General features: G+C 66.7%; 10 protein-coding genes and 1 tRNA gene. 6 read left to right on the forward strand and 5 right to left on the reverse strand.

Annotated elements, in window-relative coordinates:
* Window positions 1-25 precede the first annotated feature (25 nt).
* Window positions 26-1,903 (forward strand): M1 family metallopeptidase, encoded by a 1,878-nt coding sequence (locus LQ953_RS13530; protein WP_231031508.1) that lies wholly within the window; start codon window positions 26-28, stop codon window positions 1,901-1,903.
* Between the two features lie 3 nt (window positions 1,904-1,906).
* Here LQ953_RS13530 and LQ953_RS13535 read toward each other — a convergent pair whose 3' ends face one another.
* A complete protein-coding gene (locus LQ953_RS13535; protein ID WP_231031439.1) occupies window positions 1,907-3,151 on the reverse strand; it encodes a sulfotransferase family protein in 1,245 nt (414 codons plus the stop codon).
* 296 nt (window positions 3,152-3,447) lie between these two features.
* Between LQ953_RS13535 and LQ953_RS13540 the strand changes: the two genes are divergently transcribed.
* Window positions 3,448-5,097: a hypothetical protein gene (locus LQ953_RS13540; RefSeq protein WP_231031440.1), complete on the forward strand. Its 1,650-nt coding sequence runs from the start codon at window positions 3,448-3,450 to the stop codon at window positions 5,095-5,097.
* Window positions 5,098-5,184: 87 nt separating this feature from the next.
* Entirely contained in the window at window positions 5,185-7,857 is a 2,673-nt protein-coding gene (locus tag LQ953_RS13545) for a TonB-dependent receptor domain-containing protein (protein WP_231031441.1), read from the forward strand.
* A 43-nt stretch (window positions 7,858-7,900) separates the two neighbouring features.
* Here LQ953_RS13545 and LQ953_RS13550 read toward each other — a convergent pair whose 3' ends face one another.
* Window positions 7,901-8,560 (reverse strand): prolyl hydroxylase family protein, encoded by a 660-nt coding sequence (locus LQ953_RS13550; protein ID WP_231031442.1) that lies wholly within the window; start codon window positions 8,558-8,560, stop codon window positions 7,901-7,903.
* A 171-nt stretch (window positions 8,561-8,731) separates the two neighbouring features.
* On the opposite strand from LQ953_RS13550, the gene LQ953_RS13555 reads away from it, so the two are divergent.
* The 3 genes from LQ953_RS13555 to LQ953_RS13565 all read left to right on the forward strand — a co-directional run bounded on the left by LQ953_RS13555 (window position 8,732) and on the right by LQ953_RS13565 (window position 10,381).
* Window positions 8,732-8,808 (forward strand) — tRNA-His (locus tag LQ953_RS13555).
* 26 nt (window positions 8,809-8,834) lie between these two features.
* Window positions 8,835-9,887, forward strand: coding sequence for a Glu/Leu/Phe/Val family dehydrogenase (locus LQ953_RS13560; protein WP_231031443.1), 1,053 nt, complete (start codon window positions 8,835-8,837; stop codon window positions 9,885-9,887).
* Between the two features lie 92 nt (window positions 9,888-9,979).
* Window positions 9,980-10,381: a hypothetical protein gene (locus LQ953_RS13565; RefSeq protein ID WP_231031444.1), complete on the forward strand. Its 402-nt coding sequence runs from the start codon at window positions 9,980-9,982 to the stop codon at window positions 10,379-10,381.
* Window positions 10,382-10,413: 32 nt separating this feature from the next.
* On the opposite strand, the gene LQ953_RS13570 is transcribed toward LQ953_RS13565, so the two are convergent.
* From LQ953_RS13570 to LQ953_RS13580, 3 genes are read right to left on the reverse strand one after another with little or no spacing between them, the layout of a single operon-like run.
* Window positions 10,414-10,749 carry a DUF423 domain-containing protein gene (locus LQ953_RS13570; RefSeq protein WP_231031445.1) on the reverse strand — a complete coding sequence of 112 codons (336 nt, stop codon included), beginning with the start codon at window positions 10,747-10,749 and terminating at the stop codon, window positions 10,414-10,416.
* The gene (locus LQ953_RS13575) at window positions 10,746-12,527 is read right to left on the reverse strand and encodes a cation:proton antiporter domain-containing protein (protein WP_231031446.1); all 1,782 of its coding nucleotides are present in this window, start codon (window positions 12,525-12,527) and stop codon (window positions 10,746-10,748) included. The genes LQ953_RS13570 and LQ953_RS13575 overlap by 4 nt, the downstream gene beginning before the upstream one ends.
* The gene (locus LQ953_RS13580; protein ID WP_231031447.1) at window positions 12,527-12,955 is read right to left on the reverse strand and encodes an iron-sulfur cluster assembly scaffold protein; all 429 of its coding nucleotides are present in this window, start codon (window positions 12,953-12,955) and stop codon (window positions 12,527-12,529) included. Before LQ953_RS13580 ends, LQ953_RS13575 begins: the two co-directional genes overlap by 1 nt.
* Window positions 12,956-12,961 lie beyond the last annotated feature (6 nt).

Raw genomic sequence — 12,961 nt, forward strand, 5'->3', positions numbered from 1 at the left:
CCGCAACCTGCTTACCCACCGCGTCATGCGCATCCTCCTCCCCGCCCTCGCCGTCCTGATGACCACCACCGCCTCCGCGGCCCTCGCCCAGCAGGTGCCCGCCCCGATCCTCACCACCCCTGAGGCGAAGGACGTCTGGACCCGCGCCCAGCCGCAGGTCGCCCGCGTCACGCATGTCGGGCTCGACCTCACCGCCGACTTCGCCAAAAAGACAATGCGCGGCACCGCCACCCTGGACGTCCTCGCAGCCAGGAACGCGCGCGAGGTCATCCTCGACATCGACGATCTCGTCATCGCGTCGGTCACCAACGCTGCCGGCAAGCCGCTCCCCTACACGGTGGGACAGGACGACCCCGAACTGGGCCAGGCGCTCACCATTCAGCTGAACGGCGCCAAGCGCATCGTCGTCCGCTACGAGACCAGGCCCGGCGCCACTGCGCTGCAATGGCTGCCGCCCCAGCTCACCGCAGGCAAAGCCAAGCCCTACCTGTTCAGCCAGGGCCAGCCGATCAACAACCGCAGCTGGATCCCGACGCAGGACAGCCCCGGCATCCGCCAGACCTGGGACGCCAAGATCACCGTTCCCACCGATTTCGTTGCCGTGATGAGCGGAGAGCGGCTCGACGGCGCCAAGGGTCAGCCGGCGGGCAAGGGCATGCACAGCTTCCGTTTCCGTATGGACAAGCCGGTGCCGCCGTACCTGATCGCCATGGCGGTCGGCGACCTCGCCTTCAAGGCAACCGGCCCCCGCTCCGGCGTCTGGGCCGAACCGCGCCAGCTCGACGCCGCCGCGTACGAAGTCGGCGACGTGGAAAAGATGATCGACGCGGCCGAGGCGCTGTACGGCCCCTATCGCTGGGGCCGCTACGACATGCTTGTCCTGCCACCCTCCTTCCCGTTTGGCGGCATGGAGAACCCCACGCTCACCTTCCTCACCCCGACGATCATCACCGGTGACCGCTCCAACACCGACGTCGTCGCACATGAACTGGCGCACAGCTGGTCGGGCAATCTCGTCACCAACGCGACTTGGTCGGACAACTGGCTCAACGAAGGGTTCACCACCTATTTTGAGAACCGCATCATGGAGGCGGTGTATGGCGCCGAGCGAGCCGCCATGTACGCCGATCTCGACTGGGATGGCCTGCAAAGCGACATCAAAGACGCTGGCGGCCCACACGCGCCGACTACGCGCTTGCATGGCGAACCTAGCGCGACCTTCGGCCAGCTTGATTATTTCAAGGGCTCCACCTTCCTGCGCACCGTCGAACATGCGGTCGGGCGCCCGCGTTTCGACGCCTATCTGCGCTCCTATTTCGACCGCCACGCCTTCCAGCCGCAGACCACCGCGGGCTTCCTCGCGGATCTACGCGCCAACCTGATCAAGGGCGACCAGGCGCTGGAAGCCAAGCTCGAGCTCGACCGCTGGGCCTACCAGCCCGGCCTCCCCGAGAACGCCGTCCACGTCCAATCGGCCACGCTGGCCCAAGTGGATGCCAAGCTCGCCGCGGTGAAGGCTGGCGGCCCGGTTTCGGCGGTGCAGCCGCAGGGCTGGAGCACCCAGCAATGGATGCGCTTCCTCAACGGCCTGCCCCGCCAGCAGACCCCGGCACGCCTCAAGGAACTCGACGAAACCCTTGGCCTGTCCAAGTCGAACAACGCTTATGTCCGCTCGGCGTGGGCCGAACTTGCCATCGCCAACCGCTACGAACCCGCGCTGCCCTCTATCCAAGCGTTCGTGAACAGCGTCGGCCGAGGCCTGCTGATCCGCCCGATCTACGAAGGGCTGATGAAGCAGGGCGACTGGGGCCAGCCGATCGCCCGCCGCTTCTTCGCCGAAGCACGCGGCACCTATCACCCCGCCACTGCTGGCGGGGTAGAGAGGATCATTACCCCTAAGTGATCGCTATCCGGCGCGGGCCCGGGCCTGCGCCGGTTCCTGCCCGATGCCGGGGATGCCGGGCACAAGCCGCAGCATGTCTGGCGACGCCGTGCCGGGCATCGCCGCCTGAACCTGCGCCTCGCTCAACCCGAAATCCTCCAGTGCATAGCGATGCGCCGCCAGCTTGCGATGGCTCGGCCGCGCAAGATAGCGCGCCATCCGCCGCTCCACGTCCGGCGTGAGCACCATCCCTAGCGCGTGGTACACCCGACGCATCTCGCCCAGCGCGTCCGCGTTCATCGCCTCGAATCGCACATCCACCTGCGCCACGTCCGCACCGCTCCGCGCCGCCGCCATTCGCCGCTGGCGCAGCGCGATCTTGCGCAGCCACTCGCGCCCGATCCAGTGCCGGTCCACCGCGTTCGACTGCACCCGCATCTGGCTGTGCACCAGCGATGCCGACGACGCGACCAGCGTCGCTGCGGGCCGGTCGAGGCACACCAGCCGCGCATCGGGAAACACCTCCAGCAGCGCCGCCAGATCCTGGGTCAGCTGCGGCACCTTCAGGATCCATGGCCGCTCGCCGCGCTCACCGCGCAGCCAAGCTATCGTCTGGAGCAGCTGCTTGAATTCGGCATAGACCGGCCGCGCGTCCATCGCCTCGCCCGCCGCGGCAAAGCTCGGCACCCGCCACTGCGCCTCGAACGCCGATCCAAAGATCGACACGTTGTGCAGCCCGATCTCTTCGTCGGGCTGGCGCGTGCCGGTCGGGTGAATGACACTGAACTCCGGGTTCAGCCAATGCGCGGCGCGCAGGCCCATCCACCCGCGCAGCAGGCGATCGTCCATTCTTCCCAGGCGCACCCCGGGTAATGGGTTCCAGCTTTCGAAGAACCGCGTATGCGCCAGCCGCGGATCGCAGGCGAGCAGCCGCTGCATCCGCGTGCTTCCCGATCGCATCTGCCCCAGCACCACGATCGGCGACCGGACCGGAATATCCAGGATCTCGGGATGCCGCCGCCACAAGGCGTGCGCGCGCGCCCGATTGGCCAGCGCCGAGACGAGCTGCCCATAGGCCACCACCCGGCCGAGAGGCGTCAGCGCCGCCTCCCCATGCAGCGCCTGCGTCAGCAGCGTCAGCCGCTCGCGCCAGCCCGGCGCGTCGCCAAACTGGGACAGCCCCGTCTTCTTGCGCGCCGCCACGATCAGCGCCTCAGGCTCCAGCACGGGCCGTGAGAGCCATTCCCTGCCCCACGCATCTTCCAGCATTGCGTTCAGGCGCGGCGCCGCTCCGTGAGACGATGTGGGTGGAACGACGACCGGCATAGCACTCCCAACCCGCCAGCACGGCGATCGTGCCGCACTTAGCAACATTGTTGCGCGTTACTCCATAGCGGCGCGTCACATATCCGTAACCGGAACGTCTTCGAAACTACTCCAAACTCCAACCTGTCCGTCATGGAAGCCGCCTAGCGCCGGCATGCGGCCGACAGGGGGACAAGCCGAGTCGATCCCGCAACAGTTTCGAACCCGCGCAACCCGGCGTCCGCCGGAACGGAGAACATATGGCCAGCTTCAAACGCCTTAGCCTCATCCTACTCACCAGCTGCGCTTCGCTCGGCCTTGCGGCGTGCGACGGCGCCAGCAGCGTGGCGTCTCCTGGCGAAGGCGGCTTCCCGAGCCCTGCTCCGGCCCCGGCGCCCGCGCCTTCTCCCAGCCCGACGCCCACGCCCACCGCTGGCACCCCAGCCGCGGCTTGCCCGACCAACACCGGCCAGGCGCTCACCGACAGCGGCGTGCTCGGCAACTATCGCGTGTGCCGCCTGCCCACGCTGGTCACCAACCTGACCCTCCCCAGCGCCGCTCAGGCACCCGGCGTCGCTTATGAGATCAACGGCCGCGTCGATGTGGGCACGGATCGCGGTACGCAGGGCCTGGCGGGCACCGCCGGCTCGCTGACCATCGGTGCCGGCGCGCTGATCTTCGCCAACACCACCAACACCGACAACGACTTCCTGATCGTCAATCGCGGTTCGACCATCAACGCACAGGGCACCGCCACCGCGCCGATCATCTTCACCGCGCAGGCGAACCTCACCGGCACGCTGCCGGCCGACGATGCCGGCCAGGGACTGTGGGGCGGCGTGATCCTCGCCGGCCGCGCACCTATCGCCAACTGCACCACCGGCGTGAACGACGCCGCGGGCAGCAGCACCACGTGCGAGAATGTGGTCGAAGGCACCGGTAACGCGCTGTACGGCGGCAACGCCCCGGGCGACAGCTCGGGCGTCTTCCAGTACGTGCAGATTCGCTACTCGGGCACCATCATCAGCCCGAACAACGAGCTTCAGGGCCTGACGCTGGCGGGCACCGGCTCGGGCACCACCATCGATCACGTCCAGATCCACAACAGCTCGGACGATGGCATCGAGCTGTTCGGCGGCACCGTCAATCTGCGCAACATCGTGATCACCGGCGCGGACGATGACAGCCTGGACTTCGATGTGGGCTGGCGCGGCATGGTCCAGTTCCTGATCACCGCGCAGAAGCCGAACAACACCACCACCGACAATTTCTCGATGGAAATCGACTCCAGCTTCGCGCCGGCGACCGGCGCGAACCCTGAGGAGGCATTGCCGCGCACCTTTGGCCGCATCTCCAACGCGACCTTCATCCACACCAACACCAGCACCACCAATCCGCTGGCGGCGATCCGTCTGCGGGGCAGCGCGGACTTGAGCCTGGTCAACTCGATCCTAGTCACGCCCGGCGCCTGCTTGCTGACTGAGGCCGGCACCGCCGATCGCGGCACGATCCGCCCGGCCAATGCCGCGCTCCAGGACCAGGGTCCGCCGCGCTTCAACTCGATCTACTTCGCTTGCGGTACGCAGCTGGCGGCGCAGAACGCAGTGAACCAGAACACCATCACCACCGCCGAACAGGCCGAGTTCTTCACGAGCGGGGGCAGCACGGGCAACACCACCAACGGCACCGCCGCAGGCGCGGTGCAGAACGGCTTCTACCCGACGACGACGACCCTGGCAGTGACCCCGTTCGCGGCAACGGGCCTCAACCCGTCTGGCTCGGCGTTCTTCGTCAACACGCCCTACATCGGCGCGGTCAGCGGCCCCAACGACACCTGGTTCCAGGGTTGGACCTGCAATTCCAACCGCGCGAACTTCGGCTCGACCAGCCGGTCCTGCTCCGCCCTTTAAGGCCGGGAATGGGGGCAAATGGGGACGGCGGCCTGGCTGCCGTCCCCGCCTTTTCTTGAAGCCACATCACGAACAGCGGATACCCCGATGAAGCACCAGCTCGCCTTTGCAAGTCTATTGGCCGTCACCACCTGCCTGATCGCGCCGGCCGCATTGGCGCAGACGACGGGTGGCGGCTCGCCCCAGACGTCCAGCCCGCCCCCGGCAACCCAGACCCCGCCCGAGCAGGTTCCCGATCAGGATGTGGAGATTTCTGCACCCGGCGCCGGTGGTGACGATATCGGCGAGATCGTCGTGGTCGGCCGCAACATCCCCAACGTGGTGCGCAGCACCGCGCAGGTGGTCTCCGTGCTGTCGGCCGAGGACATCGCCCGCACCGGCGAGGGCGACATTGCAGGCGCGCTCCAGCGGGTTACGGGCCTCAGCGTTGTCGGTAGCGGCTTTGTCTATGTCCGTGGGCTTGGCGATCGGTATTCGCTTTCGCTCCTCAATGGCCTTCCGCTGCCGAGCCCCGAGCCGCTGCGCCGCGTGGTGCCGCTCGACATCTTCCCGACCAGCGTCATCGGTTCGGGCCTGGTCCAGAAGACCTTTTCCGCCAACTATCCGGGCGAATTCGGCGGCGGCGTGATCAACCTGACCACCACTGCGGTGCCAAAGGAATCCTTCTTCTCGATCGGCGCTTCGGCAGGCTTCGACACCGAGACCACCAGCGAGCTCGGCTACACCTATGACGGCGGGTCGCACGACTGGCTCGGCTACGATACCGGCGAGCGCAAGGTTCCGGGCTTCATCCGCGACGCGGGCGCGAACCGCACCAACGTGCCCACTAATCAGGTCACGCAGCTGACCAACGCCGAAACCACGGTGTTGTTCGAAAACTACCATATTCCCCCCAACTTCTCGGGCGAAGTGAGCCTGGGCGGCGCCACCGACGTTGGCGGCGCGCGGCTCGGCATCGTCGCCAGCGGTGGCATCAGCAACAGCTGGCGCACGCGCGATTCCGTCAGCGGCGTCCGCTCCATTCCCAGCACCGAGTTCCGCCGCGTGGTCACCGATCATCGCGCGCTGGTGAACGGCCTGCTCGGCTTCGGCGCCGAATTCGGCGAGCACCGCATCCGTTTCACCAATCTCTACATTCACGACACGCTCAAGCAGGGACGCCTCGGCGCCGGCACTGGCGAGAATTATGAGTCGCTGATCGACGGCAAGGCACCGATCATGGTGCAGAACACCAACTGGTTTGAACGCCAGTTGTTCACCAGCCAGGGTGTGGGCGAGTTCGACTTCGGCGACCTCGATGTCGATGTCCGCGGCGCCTATGCCAACACCAAGCGCAAATCGCCCTATGAGCGCGAGTTCCGCTACCTCTACGACGCGTCGATCAAGGATTACCGCAACACGCTGGCAGGTGGCACCTATGCCACGTTGGCGTTCAGCGACCTGAACGAGGACCTCTGGTCGGGCGGCATCGACCTTGCCTATGACCTGAACCTCGGCCGTCCGTTCAAGATCCAGGCGGGCTATGCCTATCAGGACACCGACCGCACCTCCTCGCGCTACACATTCGACTTTGTGCTGCCGGGCGGTGTTGCTCTGGGCGATCCTTATTCACAGCTGCGCCCCGACTACCTGCTGTCCGACGCGAACATCCAGCTGAACGGCATCATCCTGCGTCCCTCGACCACCAGCCAGGGCGCGCGCGCCTATGACGCCGAACTGACGGTGCACGCGGGGTATGGCCAGGTTGAAGGCGAGATCGCCGACGGCATGCGCGTCACCGCGGGCGTTCGCTACGAAACCGCCGACCAGACCGTGCTGCCGACCGATGGACAGGCAGCGACGACGCTCAGCAACGACTATTGGCTGCCGGCCGCCACGCTCACCTGGAACTTCGCGCCCGACATGCAGTGGCGCCTGAACGCGTCCAAGACGATCGCCCGCCCGCAGTTCCGCGAACTCGCGCCGCAGCTCTACCTCGACTATGACTCGGACCGAGTTTTCTACGGCAACCCGTTCCTGCAGGACAGCAAGCTGACCAACTTCGAAGCGCGCTATGAGTGGTTCTTTGGGAAGGATCAGCGCTTCACGGCAGCCGCCTTCTACAAAAAGATCGACAACCCGATCGAGACGGTTAGCTTCCAGGTCGCGGGCAGCAACAACACCCAGATCAACTTCGCCAACGCGCCCAAGGCTGAGCTGTACGGCGCCGAGGTCGAGGTCCAGAAATATGTGCCGCTCGACTTCATCAGCAGCGACCTGTTCGCCAGCCGCCGCTTGGTCCTGATCGCCAACTACACCTACACGCAGTCCGAAGTGTTCGCGGGCAACCAGCTGATCCGCGATCCGATCAATCCGGGCACGGTGCAGCGGCCGGCGAACGAACTTTTCGTTTCCGGTCAGCCACTGGTCGGCCAGTCCGACCATCTGGTGAACCTTCAGGTCGGCTTTGAGGATACCGAGCGGCTCTCGCAGCTCACCTTCCTGTTCAACTATGCCAGCGATCGCATCGTCGCCCGCGGTCTGCTCTCGAGCGGCGGCCTTCCGCCCATCGTCGAAAGCCCCGGCATCCGCCTGGACTTCGTGCTGCGCCAGGGCTTCCAGGTGCTGGGCGGCGACTGGGAATTGAAGTTCGAGGGCCGCAACCTGACCAAGACACGCTTCGTCGAGTTCCAGGATTATGGCGGCACCACCGGTCTCGCCGATACCAACACCTACGACCTGGGCCGCACCTTCTCACTGGGCCTGAGCACCCGCTTCTGAAGAAAAGGGGCTCCAGCGTGGACGGGCCGGAGCCCCTTTCCTTTCACCAGCTCCAGGGCCGCTCGCGGAACCACTGGGTGATGACGTATTTGGTGCCCGCCCTGACCTTCATCGCGTGGTGAAGCGTCGACGGGTTCGGCGTGCCGTCCGGCCGCAGGTTGTTCCAGGCCAGCAGCTTGCCGGTCTCCGGCTGGACGATCTTGTCGACTGCCTTGAACCGCGTCGCCCCGCCCGCCTCCACCTCGTTCAGGTACAGCATCACCGTCCAGGTGCGCTGGCCCGCCACCGTACAGAAACGGGCGAAGTCCTGCCCCGTGGGATCGAAATAGTCGGTGTGCGCCTTGAACTCCTGACCCACGGCATAGCGCTGCCCCTGCATCGGCTCGCCATGCGCAGGATCCAGCCCCGTCAGCGCCACGATCCGCTGCTTCAGCTCGGCGGCAAGCGGGTCGGCTGGATCCAGGTCGCAGGTCTCGCTGGTGCGAAAGGCGCTGTCGCCATTGGGATCGGCAATCGTGGACGGGCGCCGCTTCCCATCGATCTGCGCCATCAGCGCCTGGCACATATCCGGGCGCATAAAGTTCTTCACGATGAACATCGCGACCTTGGGGCTCGGCACCCGCTGCACGCCGCTCTGGCGCAGGATGTGCTCGACCACCGGCGCGGACGGGTGGCCAGACCCGAAGTTAGGAACGCTCTGCATGCGCCGACTCTGCCAAATCGCGCTGCCGGTTTCCAGCGCCGCACGGATCAACGCCTCTCCACGCGCGCCGACATGAGCGCCGCCAAACGCGCCGTGCGGATTTCGCGTGAAGGAAATGCCGCAACTATCTTGCGTTCCCGCAAACGCACCGCTAAGCGGCCAACCTCCACGGCGACCGTAGTTCAATTGGTTAGAGCGCCGGCTTGTGATGCCGGAAGTTGCGGGTTCAAGTCCCGTCGGTCGCCCCATCCCATCCATAGTCAGGATTATGCTTGTGCTGACCGATTGGGGCTTTCCCGACTTCGACGACCATGAGGGCGTGCACCTCTTCAGCGACCGCGAATCGGGCCTTAGCGCCATCATCGCCGTGCATTCCACCAACCTTGGCCCGGCCGCTGGCGGCGTGCGATTCTGGCACTATGCCAGCTCGGACGCGGCGATCACCGACGCGCTGCGCCTATCGCGCGGCATGAGCTACAAGAACGCCATGGCGAACCTGCCCATGGGCGGCGGCAAGGGTGTGGTGCTGGCGGACAAGCCCGGCGCAGAGATCACCACCGCCCAGCTAGAAGCCTTTGGCCGCGCCGTTGAGTCGCTCCAGGGCCGCTATGTGACTGCCGAGGATGTCGGCATGTCCGAAGCGCGCATGAAGATCGTGGCGACTCAGACCAAGCACGTGTCCGGCCTGCCGGTCGCGGCGGGCAGCGCGGGCGGCGATCCGGGTCCGGTGACTGCACGCGGGGTCTATCTGGGCGTCAAGGCGGCGGCCAAGCGTGGGCTGGGTACCGACTCGATGGCTGGCGTCCGCGTCGCAATCCAGGGCGTCGGCTCGGTGGGCGGCGCCCTTGCCCGCCTGCTCGCAGCCGACGGCGCCAAGCTTGTGCTCGCCGATGTTCATGCCGATCGTGGCAAGGCGCTGGCTGCCGAACTGGGCGGCGAAGCCGTGGCTGCCGATGAGATCCTCGCGCTCGAAACCGACGTGCTCAGCCCCTGCGCCCTCGGCGCAATCCTGACCGAACGTTCCATCGAAGCCCTAAAGTGCAAGGTTGTGGCCGGTGCAGCCAACAACCAGCTGGAGACCCGCCAGGACGGTCACCGCCTGCACGACCGCGGCATCCTCTACGCGCCCGATTACGTCATCAACGCTGGCGGCATCATCAATGTCGCGCTGGAATACCTGGGCAAGGGCGACCGTGCCGAGGTGGATGCCCGGGTCGAGAAGATCCCCGTGCGCCTGACCGAAGTGTGGGACGAAAGCGAGCGCACCGGCGATCCCGAGAGCGAAGTCGCCGACCGTATCGCCCAGCGGCTTATCGGTCGCGGCTGAGCCGCAACGGCTTCCCAGTCCGGACGTGCACTGACCCGCGGAGCCTCTGCGGGTCAGCGTGCGTTCAGCCGCAGGACGGCAAAGGAAGCACCATGCGTACGATACTCTCCACTCTGTTGATCGGCGCGGCGATGGTCGCGTCTCCTGCAATGGCGGTCGGCCGCGACAGCCCCGACGTGCAGATGCAGAAGCTGCTGGCAAACCGCACCGCGGGCACGCCGGTAAGCTGCATCTCGCTCACCCGCTCACGCTCCAGCCAGGTCATTCCCGGCCGCGCCATCGTCTATCGGGACGGCGGCACGCTCTACGTCAATCGGCCGCAATCGGGCGCCGAGTCGCTCGACGACAACTCGATTCTGGTGACGCGCAGCATCGGCACCCAGCTCTGCCGTGGGGAGGCAGTGAACCTTATCGATCGCGGCGCAGGCTTCCAGCGCGGCTTCGTCCTGCTCGGCGACTTCGTGCCGTACCGCAAGGCTAAGCAAGCCCGCTGAGGCAGCTGCGCGGCTAGGTGAGGCTCCCCGCCTTACCCGCCGCGCACTGCGCTGAAGGCCAGCCACAGCCACCCAAGGATCAGGCACACGCCACCGATCGGCGTGACCGCGCCCAGCCAGCGTGGCTGCCCCAGCGCCATGGCGTAGAGCGTGCCGGCAAAGATCAGCCCGCCGACCAGGAACAGCCAGGCAGCCGGGCGCACGCCCATCTGCAACGCGACCAGCGCCGCCACCACATGCACCATCTGGTACTGCGCGCCGGTCTTCAGCCACTCCACCGCCTGCCCCTGCGCGCCATGCGCGCCGAACGCCCCGGCGCCCACCGCAAGCGCGCCGGAAAGTGCCGCTACCAGAACCGCTATGTTCATTTCCGCTCCAGGTCGCTTTGCATGGCGGCGGCTTGCCCCGCCTGGCTGAACATCGAATCGCGCGCGGCATACAGGTCGCCGGTCTCGCGCTGCACCTTCAACCGCTCATAATCGCGTCGGCGATACTCGCTTTCGGTCTTGTCGATTTCGGTCACGTCCACGCCCACCGCCTGCATCGCGCGACGCCCCATGACGATTGCGCTTTCCAGCACCTCGCGCACGGCGCCAGCGATCGGCGCGCCCTTCATCTTCATCACCGAACGCCGGTCATAGGCGCGCACAAAGATCGACGCGCCGGGGAAGGCGTGGTGCAGCCCCTCCAGCTTGTCGGTGTCCAACCCGTCGCCATCCTGGCAGAACAGCAGCAACTGCGCGTCTCCCGCCCCGGCCTGGCGCAACAGGTCGATGCGCGTGCCGTCGCCATAGTAAACCTTCATGCCGAAATCGGCGGCGGTCTGGATCATCTCCACATCGGTGTCGATGATGGTCACCGGAATGCCCTGGCCGATCAGCATCTGCGCCACGGTCTGTCCGAACCGGCCATAGCCGACCACCACGGCGTTGCTGCCATCCTGGCGCGGCACGTCCAGCCCTTCCGAACTCGCTACCGGCTCGGCGCGCAGTCGCTTGGTCGCCATCATCAGGAACGGCGTCGTCGCCATCGAAAGCGTCACGATCGCACCGAATATGCTCGCGGCGGCCGGTTCGATCAGCAGCGCGCGCTGCGCCTGCGCAAAGAGCACGAACCCGAACTCGCCGCCCTGGCTGAGCAGGATGCCCAGCGCAAAGGCCTGGCGCGTCTTCATGCCGAACACCAGCCCCAGCACCATGATCAGGGCCGCCTTGGCCGCGATCAGCGCCAGCGCCATTCCCGCGACAAAGAAGGGTCGCTCGGCAATGGCGTTCAGGTCCAGCGCCATCCCCACCGCCAGGAAGAACAGCCCGAGCAGGATCGCGCGGAACGGCTCTACGTCAGCCTCCAGTTCGTGGCGGTAGGGCGAGTCCGCCAGCATCACGCCCGCGATAAACGCCCCCAACGCTGCCGAAAGCCCCAGTGCCTCCATCACCGCCGCGCTGGCGATTACCGCGAAGAGGCCGGCAAAGACGAACATCTCTCGCTCACCCAGATTGCCGATCAGCCGGAACAGCGGCCGCAACAGGAAACGCCCGGCCAACACCAGACCGATGATCGCCCCCACCGTATACAGCCCCAGCATCCATCCCGGCGGACCGCCCTGGTCCGCAGGATTGCGCGACATCGCTGCCACGATCGTAATCAGCGGTACGATCGACAGGTCCTGGAACAACAGGATGGCAAAGGCGCGCTCGCCGAAATCGGTGCGCAGCCGTCCGGCCGATTGCAGCAGCGGCAGCACCTGTGCAGTCGATGACAGCGCCAGCGGCAGCCCCAACGCCAACGCAGCGCCAAGCGAGAAGCGCGTCGCCACCCACACCAGCCCCGCCAACACCAATCCGCACACCGTGACCTGCAACAGCCCCAGTCCGAAGATGTCGCGCCGCATCCGCCACAGCCGCGACGGGCTAAGTTCGAGGCCAACCAGGAACAGCAGCAGCGCGATGCCAAGCTCGGCAATGCCCATCTTGGCCTCGGCGTCGCCGACCAGCCCCAGAACCTGCGGCCCGACGACCGCGCCCGCGACCAGGAAGCCCAGCGTCGCACCCAGCCCCAGCCGCCGGAACAGCAGCACGAACACCAGCGCAAAGCCCAGCAGCGGCGCCCCGTCGTGCAGCAGCGACATGCCCCCATGCGCTTCCATCAGCCGCGGCCCGCCTGCTCGGCGGCCTCAGCGGCGGCCTCGAACGCCAGCCGAATGGAGGCGTGCCGGCCTCGGTGCGGCAGCGCTGGCGTGAAAATCTCCATGCCCGGCCAATCGGGCGGCGTGTCCCGCTCCCCGGCAAGCCAGGCGGTTAGCTGGTCGCGTGCCTCAGCGAGGTCGGCCGCGCTCCGCCCGATCACATGCGCGCCCATCAGCGACGAGGACGCCTGGCCCAGCGCGCACGCCCGCACCAGCATCCCTACCGCCGCAACGTGGCCCTCCTCGTCCAGGGCGACATCGATGGTCACGCGGCTGCCGCACACCGGTGATCGTTTCTCCGCCGTGGCGTCCGGCGCCGTCAGCCGCTCGTCGAACGGAATGGATGCGGCAAGCCGCAGGATGTCGGTATTGTACAGCGGCGCGTTCATGGCTGC

It is taken from the genome of Sphingomonas sp. IC-56 (assembly GCF_021043375.1).
In the GTDB taxonomy this organism is placed as follows: Bacteria; Pseudomonadota; Alphaproteobacteria; order Sphingomonadales; family Sphingomonadaceae; genus Sphingomonas.